At 68.8% G+C, this 15,497-nt stretch carries 11 protein-coding genes and 2 pseudogenes; 7 read left to right on the forward strand and 6 right to left on the reverse strand.

The window, feature by feature from the left end; translation table 11 throughout:
- Nucleotides 1-41 precede the first annotated feature (41 nt).
- From QSJ95_RS08485 to fepB, 4 genes are all read right to left on the reverse strand, one after another.
- Entirely contained in the window at nucleotides 42-1,205 is a 1,164-nt protein-coding gene (locus QSJ95_RS08485) for an MFS transporter (protein WP_285641609.1), read from the reverse strand.
- 260 nt (nucleotides 1,206-1,465) lie between these two features.
- Nucleotides 1,466-2,503 carry a FecCD family ABC transporter permease gene (locus QSJ95_RS08490; RefSeq protein WP_502945266.1) on the reverse strand — a complete coding sequence of 346 codons (1,038 nt, stop codon included), beginning with the start codon at nucleotides 2,501-2,503 and terminating at the stop codon, nucleotides 1,466-1,468.
- Nucleotides 2,491-3,534, reverse strand: coding sequence for a FecCD family ABC transporter permease (locus tag QSJ95_RS08495; RefSeq protein WP_285641611.1), 1,044 nt, complete (start codon nucleotides 3,532-3,534; stop codon nucleotides 2,491-2,493). The genes QSJ95_RS08490 and QSJ95_RS08495 overlap by 13 nt, the downstream gene beginning before the upstream one ends.
- A gap of 3 nt (nucleotides 3,535-3,537) precedes the next feature.
- Nucleotides 3,538-4,440 (reverse strand): Fe2+-enterobactin ABC transporter substrate-binding protein, encoded by a 903-nt coding sequence (gene fepB, locus QSJ95_RS08500; protein WP_285641613.1) that lies wholly within the window; start codon nucleotides 4,438-4,440, stop codon nucleotides 3,538-3,540.
- A gap of 186 nt (nucleotides 4,441-4,626) precedes the next feature.
- Here fepB and QSJ95_RS08505 point away from each other — a divergent pair, with 186 nt between their 5' ends.
- The gene (locus QSJ95_RS08505; RefSeq protein WP_285641615.1) at nucleotides 4,627-5,421 is read left to right on the forward strand and encodes an ABC transporter ATP-binding protein; all 795 of its coding nucleotides are present in this window, start codon (nucleotides 4,627-4,629) and stop codon (nucleotides 5,419-5,421) included.
- Between the two features lie 6 nt (nucleotides 5,422-5,427).
- On the opposite strand, the gene QSJ95_RS08510 is transcribed toward QSJ95_RS08505, so the two are convergent.
- On the reverse strand, nucleotides 5,428-6,213 hold the full coding sequence (locus tag QSJ95_RS08510) for an IclR family transcriptional regulator (RefSeq protein WP_285641851.1): 786 nt from the start codon (nucleotides 6,211-6,213) through the stop codon (nucleotides 5,428-5,430).
- Nucleotides 6,214-6,478: 265 nt separating this feature from the next.
- On the opposite strand from QSJ95_RS08510, the gene QSJ95_RS08515 reads away from it, so the two are divergent.
- Nucleotides 6,479-8,545 carry a TonB-dependent receptor gene (locus QSJ95_RS08515; RefSeq protein ID WP_285641616.1) on the forward strand — a complete coding sequence of 689 codons (2,067 nt, stop codon included), beginning with the start codon at nucleotides 6,479-6,481 and terminating at the stop codon, nucleotides 8,543-8,545.
- A gap of 69 nt (nucleotides 8,546-8,614) precedes the next feature.
- Entirely contained in the window at nucleotides 8,615-9,922 is a 1,308-nt protein-coding gene (locus QSJ95_RS08520; RefSeq protein ID WP_285641617.1) for an NtaA/DmoA family FMN-dependent monooxygenase, read from the forward strand.
- A gap of 36 nt (nucleotides 9,923-9,958) precedes the next feature.
- On the opposite strand, the gene QSJ95_RS08525 is transcribed toward QSJ95_RS08520, so the two are convergent.
- Nucleotides 9,959-11,140 carry an MFS transporter gene (locus QSJ95_RS08525; protein WP_285641619.1) on the reverse strand — a complete coding sequence of 394 codons (1,182 nt, stop codon included), beginning with the start codon at nucleotides 11,138-11,140 and terminating at the stop codon, nucleotides 9,959-9,961.
- A 94-nt stretch (nucleotides 11,141-11,234) separates the two neighbouring features.
- Between QSJ95_RS08525 and QSJ95_RS08530 the strand changes: the two genes are divergently transcribed.
- The 4 genes and pseudogenes from QSJ95_RS08530 to QSJ95_RS08545 all read left to right on the forward strand — a co-directional run bounded on the left by QSJ95_RS08530 (nucleotide 11,235) and on the right by QSJ95_RS08545 (nucleotide 15,464).
- Nucleotides 11,235-12,134 (forward strand): LysR family transcriptional regulator, encoded by a 900-nt coding sequence (locus QSJ95_RS08530; RefSeq protein WP_285641620.1) that lies wholly within the window; start codon nucleotides 11,235-11,237, stop codon nucleotides 12,132-12,134.
- 276 nt (nucleotides 12,135-12,410) lie between these two features.
- A pseudogene (locus tag QSJ95_RS08535) lies at nucleotides 12,411-14,357 on the forward strand (DUF1302 family protein); the annotation flags it as partial.
- Between the two features lie 277 nt (nucleotides 14,358-14,634).
- A pseudogene (locus QSJ95_RS08540) lies at nucleotides 14,635-15,254 on the forward strand (serine hydrolase domain-containing protein); the annotation flags it as partial.
- A complete protein-coding gene (locus tag QSJ95_RS08545) occupies nucleotides 15,231-15,464 on the forward strand; it encodes a helix-turn-helix domain-containing protein (protein ID WP_285641853.1) in 234 nt (77 codons plus the stop codon). The pseudogene QSJ95_RS08540 and the gene QSJ95_RS08545, both read left to right, overlap by 24 nt.
- Nucleotides 15,465-15,497: the final 33 nt, after the last annotated feature.

Below are 15,497 nucleotides of genomic sequence, written 5' to 3' on the forward strand. Positions count from 1 at the left end.
CTAAGAATAGTCCCGGGCTGTATTCAGGATGGACTGTATCCTCAGGGATTGCTGCTCCGTTCGGAGCGCTGCACTTTGGGAATCCAATACGCCAACGATCCCGCCGCTGCAAAGGCGATGATCCCGGTCGCGGCGATTCCTGCCGCCAGCGACAGGCTGCCCGCCAGGAACGATAGAAGTGCCGGTCCGCACGAGGAACCGATATCAGACATCAGGCGCCACACTCCGAGAAAGTGCGCCCGCCCATGCCGCGGGGAATGGTCCGCGCCAAGGGTCATGATCATTCCAGAGCCAATGCCGTTGCCGAAGCCGATGGCCAACGAGGCGAGCAGCAGCGTGGAGAAGCCCGAGGTGAAAGGCATCAGCAGCATCGCCATGCCCATGATGAGCATTGAGGGCACCGCGACCCACCCCCTGCCCTTGTGGTCCATCACCTTGCCCGCGGGGTAGAAGACCAACATGTCGATGCCGCCCGCCAGTCCGTAGATCAATGAGGCCAAGGCAGGCGCCAACATGAGGTGATCGGCCCACAGGGGGATGACGACCTGGCGCGAGGCTCGCACGGCACTGACCAAGACGACGCCGATACCCAGGGTGAGGAACACATGGCGGTGGTCCCTGAGCGTCGAAACGATCGTCGTGGCGGCAGGCGCCTGGCCCAGTGGAACCGGCAGCGGCTCCAGGTCCGGGACTCGTGCACCGATCGCCGCAGCCCCCAGCACTCCGGCAAACCCGACAGCGTAGGCTGCCGACAGGCCGAACGCATGGACGGCCGCCGCCCCCAGAAAGGGACCGATGAACATGCCAATACGCATCACCCCGCCCAGCGTCGATAGCGCCCTCGCCCGATAGGCGAGCGGAACGGCCTCGGTCATGTAGCTCTGGCGTGCCAGGTTGTAGACCGCCTGCGACATGCCCACCATGAAGCAGCCGGCCGCGAACAGGCCAAGATGCGCTGTCAGCACGCAAAGGGCCATACCGAGCCCGCTCCAGATACCTGCCGCGACGATAGCCCAGCGCTCCCCCCAGCGCATCGTGATCAACGACGCCGGAATGTTGTTGAGCAGCGAGCCGATGCTGATCAGCGCGACGACCAGCGCGGCCATCGGCACGGAGGCCCCCAGATCACGCGCCATCAGCGGAATGATCGGGAGAATGGCGCCTTCTCCCAAGCCGAAAAGCAACGAGGGGCCGAAGGCCGGCACAGCGATTCGCCTGAATGAAAACTCAGCCGTGGGGGGCGTTTCAGGTGAGGCAGGAGGCGAAGACATGCAGGAAATCAGGAGTTGGACAACAGCCCGGCAATATTGAACGTGCGGCCATTATCTTCTTCCGTTGCCCGGCTGTCATTCAAGGGGATGAGGATGCTCGAGGGCCGATGAACGGCGCACTGATGAAAACAGCGCTGGCAGCCCACCTCGGCCCCCCGCACCGGTCGTACGGAACCGCTCGGCGCGGGCCCGGCCTACAGCCGCCTGCTGCGGGCGATCAGACAGAGCAGATAGAAGCCGCCCAGCAGGCCAGTGACCAGGCCGATCGGCAGGTTGGCCCGGCTCGCCAGGCCCTGGCTCAGCCAGTCGGCCGCCAGCAGCAGCGCGGCGCCCATCAGCGCGCCCGACAGCAAAGGCACCGCGGCGGCGCCGGTCAGGCGCCTGGCCAGCTGCGGCCCGGCCAGGGCGATGAAGGCGATGGGGCCGGCCGCCGCGGTGGCGATGGCGGTCAGGCCGACGGCGGCCAGCATCATGCTCAGGCGCGTTCGTTCCACGCCGACGCCCAGTTGCGTGGCACTGTCGTCGCCCATCTCCAGCAGATCGAGGTAGCGGGCGTGGTAAAGCGCGATCGGCAGGATCGCCAGCAACCCCGACGCGGCCGGCAGCACGTGGGCCCAGGTGCGGGTGTTCAGCGAACCGGCGAGCCACAGCTGGGCGAACATCGCCCGGTCGAGGTTGCCGGTGACCAGCAGGACCTGGTTCAGACCCGACAGGCTGGCGCCTACTCCGATCCCCACCAGCACCAGGCGGTAGCCGCCGCTGCTGCGGCCCTGCATCGCCAGCAGGAACACCAGCAGCGCGGTGCACAGGCCGGCGGCCACCGCCGCCAGGGCGACGGCCAGGGGGCCTGCGTCGAACAGGATGATCTGCACGATCGCGCCACTTGCCGCCCCGGTGGTGAAGCCGATGATGTCCGGCGAACCCAGGGCGTTGCGCGACAACGACTGGAAGATCGCCCCGGCCATGCCCAGCGCCGCGCCGACCAGGGCGGCGGTGAGCACCCGCGGCAGGCGTACCCGCAGGATGATGCGCTGCGCGGTGCCTTCGCCCTGCCCCAGCAGGCTGGCGAGCACTTCGCCGGGGCCGATCGACAGGCTGCCGGTGCCCAGCAGGAGGGTGCCCAGCGCCAGGCAGAGCAGTGCCAGCGCTACGCAGACCACCAGGCTGCGCGGCCGGTAGCGCAAGGAGAAGCCCCCCAGGCGCAAGACGCGGAGCGTGCTCAGAGCCGGCATGCGCGAAACCGTCGGATAAGGAGGATGAAGCACGGGCCGCCCAGCAGCAGGGCGATGGTCCCGGCGGCGATTTCCGCCGGGGCCGCGACCACCCGGCCGAGGATGTCGGCGCCCAGCAGCAGGGCCGCGGCGAACAGCGCCGAGTACGGCAGGATCCAGCGGTAGTCCGGGCCGACCAGCAGCCGCGCGATGTGCGGCGCGACCAGGCCGACGAAGCCGATCGGCCCGGCCATGGCGGTGGCCGCGCCGGCCAGCAGCATGGTCGCCAGGCACGCCACCAGCCAGGTCAGGCGCACGTCCACGCCCAGCGCGCGGCCCAGGTCCTGGCCCAGGGCCAGGGCATTGAGCTGCGCCACGATCGACAGCGCCGCGAGCAGCCCCGCGGCGATGGCCGCGGCGGGCAGCGGCAGCGTGGCGAAGCTGCTGGCCGACAGCGAGCCGGCCGCCCAGTTGCGGAAGCTGTCGTACACCTCCGGCGGCGCGTTGAGGACGATGATGCCGGTCAGCGAAGCCAGCAGGATCGACAACCCGGCCCCGGACAGCACCAGGCGCACGGGGTTGGTGCCGGTCTCGCCGGCGCGGCCGAGGAGGAACACCAGCGCCCCCGCCAGCCCCGCGCCGACGAAGGCTAGGCCGATGTACTGGGTGATGCTCGTCAGGTCGAACAATGCGACCCCGATGATCACCGCCAGCGCCGCGCCGGCATTCACCCCCAGCAGCCCTGGCTCGGCCAGCGGGTTGCGCGTCAGCGCCTGCATCAGGGTGCCGGCCACGCCCAGGGCCAGCCCGGCCAGCAGCGCGACCAGCGTCCGTGGAATGCGCAGCTCGCGGATGATCAGGTGCTGGTCGTCGTGCGGGGCGGCGTGGCGCAGGGCTTCCAGTGTCACCTCCAGCGGCACCGGGTGAGAGCCGATGGCCAGGCTGGCTAGTGCGGCCAGCAGGAGCACCAGTACCCCGCCCAGCAGGCCCCAGGCGTGCGAGCGGCGGCGCGGCGGCGTGGGGATCACGAGGTTCGCGGCAGGCAGGCGCATGCGTCAGCGGAAATGACTGGCCACGGTGTCGAGCAACTGGCGACCGGAGTAGTAGTCGATGCGGAACGAACTGGGGCCCAGCGGGTACACGCGCTTGTTGCGTACCGCCGGCAGGTTGGCCAGCACCGGGTCGGCGAGGAAGGCCTCCACGTCCTTGTCGCTGGCGCTGAGCAGGAACACGCTGGCGCCGCTGATGGCCGCCGGCAGGTTCTCGCGGGAGATGAACTGGAAGTCCGAGGCGCGCGTGACCTTTTCCGTCAGCGCCGGTGGCAACTCGTTCACCTTGAAGCCCAGGGCCGTGAGCAGACGCGCCTGCGGGCTGCCGAGCCGGCCGATCGAATAGCTGCCGGCGATGTTGTAGCCGACGATGCTCACCGGTTCCGCCGGCGGCCTGATGCTGGCGGCGACCTGCGCAGTGTAGGCGTCGAAGCGCTGGATGGTGTCGCGCGCCTGCCGCTCCAGCCCGGTGCGCCGGCCCAGTTCGGTGGCGATGTCCTGCCAGGACTGGTTGGAGTAGTTCACCACCAGGGTGGGTACGCCCTGCGCCGCCAGTTCGGCCTGGTGCGGCGCCACACTGTCGGCGCCGGTGGCGGAGACAATCAGCAGGTCCGGGTCGCTGGCGATCACCGCTTCGATATCGAACTGCAGGTTGCGGTACAGCACCGCCACCCCGCGCTCATCGGCTACCTTCGCCCATTGCGAGAAAAACCCCTTGGCATCGGTCAGGCGGCTGGGCGTGGTCGCGGCCGTGGCCACCAGCGGGGCGTCCATCGCCAGGAGGATGCCGGTGACGCTCGGGGTGGTCGAGACGATGCGCCGGGGCGCGTCCTGGGCGGCGGGCGCCAGGTTGGCGACGAGTGCCAGCGCGGCGCTGGCCAGCAGGACGGGAAGGCGTGCGTTCGTCATCGAAGGGTCTTCGCAAGGGGTGGGCGGGGCTCGGCGCGATGGCGTGAACCGCGAATGGCGCCACGCCCGGCATGGGATATCGCCGGGTGTGCACGGTAAATATGATAATGCTTCTCATGCCAATAATTCCATATCGTAGAATAGATTCCGCATAATGAATTTCCGCCCTCGACCCCGGAACACCCAATGAGCCACCGCCTGCACGCCGATGCCGTGACCCTGCGCCGCGACACCCGGACCATCTCGCAGAACCTGTCCATCGCCATCGCCGACGGCTCGTTCACCGTCATCGTCGGCCCCAACGCCTGCGGCAAGTCCACCCTGCTGGCGGCGCTATCGCGCCTATTGGTGCCCAGCGCCGGCCGGGTGATGCTCGACGCGAAGGACATCCACGCCCTGCCGGCCAGGGAAGTCGCCCGCCGCCTGGGCCTGCTGCCGCAGAGCGCCACGGCGCCGGAGGGTATCCGCGTGGCCGACCTGGTGGCGCGCGGGCGCTACCCGCACCAGGCGTTCCTGCGGCAGTGGTCGCAGGCCGATGAGCAGGCGGTACGCAGGGCCATGCAGGCGACCCGGGTGACGGAGCTGGCCGAGCGGCCGGTCGAGGCGCTGTCCGGCGGCCAACGCCAGCGGGTGTGGATCGCCATGGTGCTGGCGCAGGAAACCCCGATCCTGCTGCTCGACGAGCCGACCACCTACCTGGACATCGCCCACCAGATCGAGTTGCTCGAACTGCTGGCCGAGCTCAACCGCCAGGGGCGCACCATAGTCGCGGTGCTGCACGACCTGAACCAGGCCTGCCGCTACGCCACGCACCTGGTCGCCATGCGCGACGGCGCGGTGGTCGCCCAGGGCGCGCCCGCGGCGATCTTCACCGAGGAGCTGGTGCAGCAGGTGTTCGGCCTGGCCTCGGTGGTCATTGCCGACCCGCTGAGCGGCACCCCGATGCTGGTGCCGAAGGGGCGTTTCGCCGCCGGGGCCTGAGCCGGCTCAGCGCGGCAGCGCCGGGCCCGGCGCACCGAGCATGCGCCCGCCGGTTGCCTGGTTGACCAGCTCCGCCTCGTGGAACAGCGCCTGGCGGTCTTCCGGCAAGTGCAGTTGGCCGAGGTCGGTGACCGTGGTCATCACGCAGACGATCTCCTGCTGGGCGTCGAACACCGGCGCCGCCTGGCCGGTGACGTTCGACAGCAGGTGGCTGGTCAGCTCGGCCCAGCAGTGCTGGCGAATGTCCGCGAGCACCGCGGCGCTCGGCGGGCTGCCACGGAAATGCGCCGGCTGCTGCTTGCGCGCCGCCTCGATGCGGGCCTTGGGTAGGAAGGCCTGGAAGACCAGGCCGCAGGCGGTGTTGTCGATCGGCAGGATGTCGCCCAGGGCCAGCGGGTTGATCGAGAAGTAGGCGCTGCGGTACCAGCGCACCAGCGTCGGGCCACGGTCTGTCCAGATCGCCACGCCACCGCTGGCGGCATGGCGCAAGGCCAGGGACTTCATGTGCTGCGCGGCGATGTCGACCGCCTCGATGCGCTTCAACGCGCCGATACCGATGCTCAATGCCGCCGGCCCCAGGTCGTAGAGGCCGCTGGCCGGGTCCTGCTTGGCCAGCCCTTCCTTGACCAGGCTCTGCAGGTAGCGGTGGGCGGTGGAACCCCCTGTCTGCGTGCGCCGGGCGACTTCGCCGAGACTCAGCTCGCTTTCCGCGTTGGCCAACACGTTCAGGAAGCGCGCGGCGATCGAGACCGACTGGATGGTGCCGGAGCGCTTCTCGCTCGGTGTCTCCAGCTCGTGCTCCGACGGGGGCTGCAGGTTGTTCAAAGGGCTCGTCTCCTCATCAGTATCCGGGCAGGGTTGTTATTCAGACCTTCCCACGGCGGTAACCCGTGGAGCCGGCCAATCATACCGGTTCCCCCTCTTTCCAGGAGGCCCCGGCATGATCCTCGGCGCGGGCCACCATGCTACTTTGCGGAATACATTCTTTATTGCGGAACGTAATGGCCGCATGATACCTTCCAACGCAAACGCGGATCGTTCTCATTTGGAGGTTATCTTGAAAGCCTACATCCACCGCACGCTCGGCCGGGGTTTCGGCGTGCTCACCCTTTCCACCCTGCTCGCCTCGCCCGCGGCCCTGGCCGAGACGGCTCCCCTCGCCCTGGAGTCGGTGGTGGTCACCGGCGAGAAGATGGAGCGCGACCTGAAGAACACCGCCTCGTCGGTGTCGGTCAAGAACGCCCGCGAGATCGACCGCGAGAAGACCGGTGACGCCTCGGTCCACGAGGTGCTCAACGACGTCCCCAACCTGATCTACACCGACTCGGTGGGTGCGCCGGTGATCCGCGGCCAGGACGCCCAGGGCCCGAACAACGGGGCGAACGTGTTCTGGGGCGGCACGGTGCCACGCGCCACCATCAACCTCGACGGCCACTACCTGAACTACAACGAGATGTACTTCGGCGCCCCCTCGGTGTGGGACGTCGACAGCATCGAGGTGTTCCGCGGCCCGCAGACCACCTCGCAAGGCGCCAATGCCATCGCCGGCGCGATCATCGTCAAGACCAAGGACCCGACCTTCACCCCCGAGGCGGCCTACCAAGCCGAGATCGGCAACTACAACGCCCGGCGCAGCTCGCTGGCCGCCTCCGGCCCGCTGGCCCGCGACCTTGCCGGGCGCCTGGCGCTGGACTATTCGGCCCGCGATACCTTCATCGACTACACCAACCCGAAGTTCGCCAGCCACGGCACCGACCAGGACTTCCGCGCGCTGAACCTGCGCGGCAAGCTGCTCTGGCTGCCCGAGGCCCTGTCCGGGCTGGCGGCGAAGTACACCTTCGCCCACGGCGACTCCAACCGCCCCACCCAGGAGGCCGCCTCGAAGCCCTTCCACAAGCTGGACCACACCTCCACCACCATGCCCAGCTGGCACCAGCAGACCAACACCCACATCGTCGACCTCGACTACGACCTGGAGAACGGCATCAAGCTGTTCAACCAGACGCAGTATTCGCAATCCGACGTGCACCGGGTCATCGGCGTGCCCAACGGCGGCGACGCCGACATCCAGCAGAAGAACGCCTCCAACGAGGCGCGCATCACCTTCGGCGAACAGCGCGACGTACTCAGCGGCATGGGCGGCCTGTACTACGCGTACACCAGCTCCGATGAAATCCTCTACCTCAGTGGCATCTCCGCCTTCGACGACACCAAGCGCAACCTGGGGGTGTTCGGCGAGCTGAACTACCGCCTGACCGAGCGCTGGACGCTGAGCACCGGCCTGCGCTTCCAGCAGGACCAGATCGAGCGCAGCGGCACCTCGGTGTACGCCGGCAACCCGCTGGACTACGACAAGACCTTCTCGGCCCTACTGCCGAAGGTTTCCCTGGCCTACGCCCTGACCCCCGAGTGGACCCTGGGCGGCATGGTCAGCCGCGGCTACAACCCCGGCGGCGTGTCGCTGAACATGAGCAGCAAGCAGTGGCAGACCTTCGACGACGAGTCGATCTGGAACTACGAGCTGTTCGCCCGCGCCAGCCTGCTGGACGACCGCCTGCACCTGAACGGCAACCTGTTCTACATGGACATGCGCGACGCCCAGTACAACATCCCGGTGGTGATTTCCTCGGGGCTCACCCAGTCCTACACCATCAACGCCGAGAAGGCCCACGCCTACGGCGTGGAGCTGAGCGCCGACTACCGCGTGCTCGACAACCTGGTGCTCAAGGCCAGCGCCGGCGCGCTGAAGACCCGCATCGACGACATCGACAGCAACAGCAGCTACGCGCACAACGAGTTCGCCCGCTCGCCCGGCTACACCCTCAGCTTCGGGCCCAGCTGGGACATCACCGAGCGCCTCAACCTCAACGCCCAGGTGCGCCACCTGGACGGCTACTACTCCGACGTGGCCAACACCAAGTCCTACGCGGTGGACTCCTACACCATCACCGACACCCGCATGAGCTACCGCTTCAACGACCACGTGCAGCTGTACGGCTACGTGAAGAACGTGTTCGACGACCGCTCGCCCACCTACCTGCAGCAGAACCGCGGCATCGGCGGCATCGAGGCGAGCATGACCGAGCCACGCACCCTCGGCATCGGCATCAAGGGCACGCTCTGAGCGGCCCCGCGTCACACCAGGCCGACCCGGCGACGGGCCGGCCCTTTGGCATTGGTACAGGAGAGAAAGATGAGCACCACCAGACGCCTGCACATCGGCATGTCCCTCGCGCCCACCTGGCTGAGCGGCGATGCCTGGCGCCGCGCCGACAGCCGTGCCGAGGAGATCTACGGCAGCGACTTCGCGCTCGACATCGCCAGGCGCTCGGAAGCCGCGCACCTGGATTTCGTGTTCCGCCCCGACGTCAGCTGCCTGGCCATCGAGGCGATGGAAAGCGGCTCGGGCTTCGCCAGCCTCGACCCCACCGTGCTGCTGGCCGCCCTCACCCGCGAGACCTCGCGCATCGGCCTGGTGTCCACCGTCTCGACCACCTTCTTCCCGCCCTACCTGGTCGCTCGACAGTTGCAGTCGCTACACTGGCTGAGCAAGGGCCGCGTCGGCTGGAACATCGTCACCGCGCTGCAGGGCCACGAGAACTTCGGCCTGGAGGCCATGCCCAGCGCCGAGGAACGCTACGCCCGGGCGGCAGAATTCACCCGCGTGGTGCACGAGCTGTGGGCCAGCTTCCCCAACGAGGCCCTGTTGCTCGACCGCGAGAACGGGCGCTACGCCGACCCGGCGCAGGTCCACCCCATCGACCACGACGGCGAGTACCTGAAGGTGCGCGGCCCGCTCAACCTGCCGGCCTTCGGCGCGCGCATCCCGCTGGTGCAGGCAGGTGCCTCGGACAGCGGCCGCGACTTCGCCGCCTCGGTCGCCGACATCGTCTTCGCCCCGACGCCGGACAAGGCCGCCGCCACCGAGTTGCGCCGCGACCTGTCGCGCCGCGCCGAGCGTCACGGCCGCTCGCCCGGGGACATCCGCCTGCTGCCCGGCCTGAGCCTGTACCTGGCACCCACCCGCGAAGAGGCCTGCGAGCTGTTCATGCAGACCCACGCGCGGGTGGACAAGGCCCGCAAGTTCGCCGCGATCGAGCAGATGATCGGCCTGGACCTGAGCGCCTGGCCGAGCGACCGGCGCATCCGGGCCGCCGACCTGCCACTGCCGCAACTGCGGCCGGGCACCAGCCGCACCCATGTCGACCTGCTGCGGCGGCTGCTGGAACGCGAGTCGCTGCTGCCCGAAGAACTGCTGATGCGCCCGGAAGTGCTGTCCGCCGCGCACTGGCAGGTGATAGGCACAGTGGATGACGCCGTCGGGCAGATCGCCGACTGGGCCGCCGCCGGCGCGATGGATGGATTCATCGCCGCGCCGGGCGGCTCGTTCGGCTCGCTGCAGCTGTTCCTGGACGAAGTGGTGCCGCGCCTGGCGGAAGCCGGCCTGTTCCGCGACCGCTATCGAGGCAGTACCTTCGCCGAGCACCTGGCAGAGGCCTGATGGCTGCGGGCCCCTGGCCGCACCACGGGGGCCGGGTCAGTCGGCCGGCGCGGCCTGCGGTGCGGCTGCGCGAGCAGCTTGCCGGCGGGAGGCCGCGCTCAGCGTCTGCGCAACGCCGACCAGCCCCAGCGACATCCAGGGCACCGCCCAGAGGCCTAGCGCCTTGGCCAACAGCCCGCCCAGAGCTGAGCCTGCCGACATGCCTAGAAACAGAGCAGAAGAGTTCAGCGCCAAGGCCAAACCCATGTGCGTCGGTTGCAACTCAACCATGCGGCGCTGCTGCGAGGGATAGAACACGTCCTGGGCCAGAGCCCAGGTCAGCAGGGCTAGTGCGCCGAGCGGCCAGAGCACACGGGCACCGCCGAGCAGGGCGAAGGCCAGCAGGAAGGCCAGGCTCGCCGCGTCCCCCAGGCGCAGCGCCGAATGGCGCAGGGCCAGCCGGCGGACCCAGAGGTTGCCGAGCATCCCCGCCAGGCCGAAGCCCAATAGCGCGGCGGACACGCTCGCCGCGTCGCAGCCCCAGCGCTGCATCATCAGCGGGGCGACCAGGGTGAAGCTGGCGAAGATCGCGCTCACCTGCGCCACGTTGCCCAGCAGCGCCAGCAGGCTCGGGCGGTGGCCCAGCACCTCGGCGAGCGCGGCCGGGCTCAGGCGGCGGCCACGCTCGGCATCGGGGATCAGCACCGCCACCAGCATCGCGGCCAGCAGCGCCAGGGCCCCCAGCCCGGCCATCGCCAGGCGCCAGCCGCCCTGTGCCGCCACGGTCACGGCCAGGGGCGCCGCCAGCACATTGGCCAGGGTGACGCCACTGAACACCCGGGCCAGGGCAAGGCCGCGCTCGCGCTCGGGGACCAGGCCGGCCGCCAGCGCCGACGACATCGGGCTGCACAGGCCGGCGCCCACTCCGCTGAGCAGGCGCGCCAGGAACACCCCGCGGTGGTCATCGAGCCCGGCGCACAACAGGCAGCCCAGCGCCAGCAGGCACAGCCCCGCGATGATCACCGAACGCCGCGGCAGGTGGCCGATCAACACCTGGCCCAGCGGCGCCGCCAAGGCGAAGCTCAGCGAGAACGCCGTCACCAGCGCCGCCGCCTCCGCCACGGAAAAACCCGAGGCCTGGAGCGCCGGCTGCAGGCCGACCATGACCAGCGAGCCGCCGCCCAGCACGCCGGTGCTGAAGGTGAGCACGCCGAGCTTTCTCGATATCGCCCCACGCATGTCGTTTCTCCGTCCTGTGGCCATCGATGCCTGGAGTGTCGCGGCGGCTCGGGTATAGTTGAAATCGATTCTCGATATCGGACGAATCCACCCCATGGATATCAAAGGCACCGACCTGCCCCTGCTGGTCTCGCTGGACGTACTGCTGGAGGAATGCAACGTCACCCGCGCCGCCCAGCGCCTGCACCTGAGCCAGCCGGCGCTGTCGGCCCAGCTGGCGCGCCTGCGCGAGCGCTTCGGCGACCCGCTGCTGGTCCCCGCCCGACAGGGCCGCGGCATGGTGCGCAGCCCCCGCGCCGAGCGCCTGCGCCAACCCCTGCGGCAGGCCTTGGCGGCCCTGGGCGCGGTGCTGGAGGATGCCCCGGCCTTCGATCCGCAGCACAGCAGGCGGACATTCAACATCGCCGCCAGCGACAACACCGCGGCCCACGTCGCCCCGGCGCTGATCGCCCGGCTCTACGGGCAGTGCGGGCCGGACATCCAGGTGACCTTTCGCGCGGTGGATGCCCGCAGCGTCGACGCGCAACTGGAGAGCGGCGAGCTGGACCTGCTGCTGTGCATCCAGTCCGAGCTGCCAGAAAACCTCAAGTCGCGGGCGCTGTTCCACGACGACTACCGCATGGCCCAACGCAAGGGCCACCCCAGAGGCAAGGCGGCGCCGGACCTGGACGAGTACTGCCGCCTGCGCCACCTGATCGTCTCCCCCCAGGGCGGCGGGTTGCGTGGCTTCATGGACGAGCACCTCGCCCACCTCGGGCGGCGACGCCACGTGGCGCTCTCGGTGGGCCACTACCACCTGGTGCCGCCGATCCTGGCCAGTACCGACCTGGTCTGCGTGATGCCGCTGAACTTGCTGCAACGCCATCACGCGCAGTTGGACGTGATCGACCTGCCCTTCGCCGTGCCCGGCTACGCGGTGCACGTCGCCTGGCACCTTCGCAGCCACGAAGACCCGGGCCATCACTGGTTGCGACAGTGCCTGTTCAACGACTGAGGCGCTGCGGCCGCGCGGGGCGGTCGGCTCCCGCAAGCCAACCCGAGACAAATGTACGGGAGGCCTGAACAGTCGCAGCGCCAAGCTGTGTACAACAATCGGGCTTTTTCAGGAGCGGTGTCCGGAAATCCCCGCTAATTGTCCGCTGATCTTCTAGTTCGCACCGGCCCGCGGCGGTGTCATCTGCCACCGGGGAATTGAACCTGGATCGAGCAGATAACAATGAGAAGATCGACTGCACAGCTCCTCCTAGGGAGCCTCTTGAGTGCGCCGCCGATGGCGTACGCGTTTTCCTTCGCAACGCCGGTGGAGGGCATGGACGCCTCGCTGGACAGCGTCGCCGAGTACTCGGCGATGGTCCGCACGGCGAAGTCCGAGCGCATCGTCCGCGACGGGCAGAACCTCTTCGCCAATGCCGACGACGGCAGCGAGTACTACGTCCGGGGGTTGGTGACCAGCGAGTTCAAGCTGACCTCGGAGCTGCACCTGAAGTACCACGACGACGGGCTGTTCGTGCGCGGCAGCGCCTGGTACGACACCCAGCTGATGGACCGCCCGCCCAGCGGCGGCGCCTTCGCCCTGCACAACACCGACAGCGACCAACGCTACCCGTCCGACCTGCGCAACCGCCTCGGCCACGGCACGCGCCTGCTCGACGCCTACGTCTACGGCAACCGGGAAATCCACGGCATGCCGGTGAGCCTGCGCCTGGGCCGGCAGGTGATCAATTGGGGCGAAGGCATCTACTACGCCGACGGGCTGAACGTGGCCAACCCCATCGACGTCGGGCGCATCGCACTGCCCAGCGCCAGCCTCAAGGAGGCGCTGCTGCCGACTGACATGGTCGCCCTGCAGGTCGGCCTGAGCGACAGCCTCAGCGTGGAGGGCTTCTACGGACTGGATTGGCGCGGCAACGAGGTGATGCCCACCGGGGCCTTCCTCAACGACAACGACGTGTTCGGCAAGGGCACCAACGGCACCCTCGTCGATCTGCGCCAGCAGCTCGAAGCCATGGGCGTGCCGGCGGGTTTGGTGCCCGGCGTCAACGGCGAGGATGGCGTGGTGGCCATCGCCCGCTATGGCAAGGACCGCGATGCCCGCGACGGCGGCCAGTTCGGCCTGGCCCTGCGCTACCTGTCCGAGGCGCTGAACAACACCGAGTTCAGCCTCTACTACCTCAACTACCACAGCAAGGTGCCGTTCATTTCCCTGCGCCCGGGCACCACCCACGGCTGCAGCCGGGGCGGTGGCGACCGCTTCTCCAGCCTGTGCGCGCTGGCCGGCGCGGTGGCGCCCGACGCCGTCCCCCTGGTGGATGGCCTGGCCCTGCTGGACAGCACCTACTACGACCTGGTCTACCCGGAAGACATCCGACTGTTCGGCTTCACCCTCTCCGGCAACCTCGCCGACACCAACCTCGCGGCGGAGCTGACCTACCGCCCCAACGCGCCCCTGGAGTCGTCCATGACCTGGGAAATGGAGCAGTTGGCCAACGGCGCGCTGCGCGAAGGCGGCGGTAGCGGCGCGCCGATCGACCTCGGCCATTTCGGCAGCGCCGCACGGCCGGCGATCGACCTCTACCAGCGCGGCGAGCTCTACACCACCTCGCTCTCGGCCATCCACACCTTCGGCCCGGCGCTGGGCCTGGGCAACATCCTGTTCCGCTACATGAACCAGATCCTGCCGCCCTCGCGCAACACCGGAGAAACCCTGCTGGTGCACGAGACCATCGACCAGGTGCAGGCCCCACGCATGGCCTGGAACTACTTCCCCGGCCAGCGCCGGGTACGCCGCGCGCCGACCGTGGCCTACGACAACCCGGTGGACGGCTACGTCAGCGACGATGCCGACATGTACAACGGCGCGCCCAACCGCTACGACTGGAAGCTGCTCGGCAGCAAGGCGCTCTACGTGCCATACAACAACTACCGGCTGAACCAGCCGGGGCTGGCCTTCGCCGACATCCTCAAGCCGGGCCACCTCAACCCCGACCTCACCCGCTGGGAACTGCACCGCGTCTGGCTGGTGGAAGCCACGCTCAAGCCGGGCGAGCGCCACGTGTACGCCAAGCGCCGCATCTATCTGGATGAGGACAGCTGGAACATCCTCATGGCCGAGAGCTACGACAACCGTGGCCAGCTCTGGCGCGTCAACCTCGCCTTCACCCAGCAGGCCTACGAGGTGCCGACGCTGACCACCGACATGATCGTCTACCACGACCTGATCGACCGCGACTACAGCACCCTCGGCCTGCGCAGCCAGGAGAAGAACCCGCGCCAGTACCACCTGCCGGGTGCCGCCGGACAGCTACTGGCAGCCCGCCAACCTGCGCCGCCTGGGCACCAACTGAGGAGCCGCCATGACATTCTCCCGTCCGCTTCGCGCGCCCCTGGTCGTGCTCGTTTGCGCCACGCTGCTGTTCGCCGGCTACAAGGGCCTGCGCCTGTGGCAGGTGCACACGCTGTTCGAGCCCGGGTGTATCGTCAAGAACTTCCGCTCCATGCCCCGGCTGTTCGACGCCCTGCCCGTCCGCCGCAGCGAAGCGGCCCAGCCGCTGGCCGAGCAGCCCCACGCGCTGCTGGCGCGGTTCAGCTTCCAGGGCCAAGACATCGCCGTGGACGACTGGATCCGCCAGACCGACACCACCGGCCTGCTGGCCCTGGCCGACGACCGCATCGCCTTCGAACGCTACTACCAGGGCAACACAGCCCAGACCCGCTCCATCGGCTGGTCGGTCAGCAAGTCGTTCATGTCCCTGCTGATCGGCATGGCCCTGGAGGAAGGCGCGATCCACGACCTGCTCGACCCCGTGACCCGCTACGCCCCGCAGCTCAAGGTCGGCGGCTATGACGGCGTCCCCCTGCGCGACGTGCTGGAAATGTCCTCCGGCATCGCCTTCAACGAGGACTACGCCGACCCGGACGCCGACATCAACCGCCTGGGGCGGACGCTCGCCCTGGGCGGCTCAGTGAACGACGCGGTCGCCACCCTGCCGAGCGCCGAGCCCCCGGCCGGCGCCACCACTACATCAGCGTCGACACCCAGGTGCTGGGCATGGTGCTCAAGGGCGCCACCGGCAAGGGGCCGGCGCAGTACATGCAGGAGAAGCTGTGGTCGCGCCTGGGCGCCGAAGGCTGCAGCTACCGCCAGATCCTCGACGACGCCCGCCAGGCCCGCGCCCGGAAATTGCTGCGGACCGAACTGTCTGTGGAACGCATCAGCGAACTGCTCGGCTACTCGGACGCATCCAGCTTCCGCCATGCGTTTCGTCGTTGGACTGGCCAGTCGGTTAGTGCTTTTCGAGAAGAATATTTTGAGGTCTCAGATTGACTAGAGCCGGTGACGAGAGTGGGGATTTTATCG

The sequence above is a fragment of the Pseudomonas sp. NBRC 100443 genome (assembly GCF_030268185.1).
Lineage (GTDB): Bacteria > Pseudomonadota > Gammaproteobacteria > Pseudomonadales > Pseudomonadaceae > Pseudomonas > Pseudomonas citronellolis.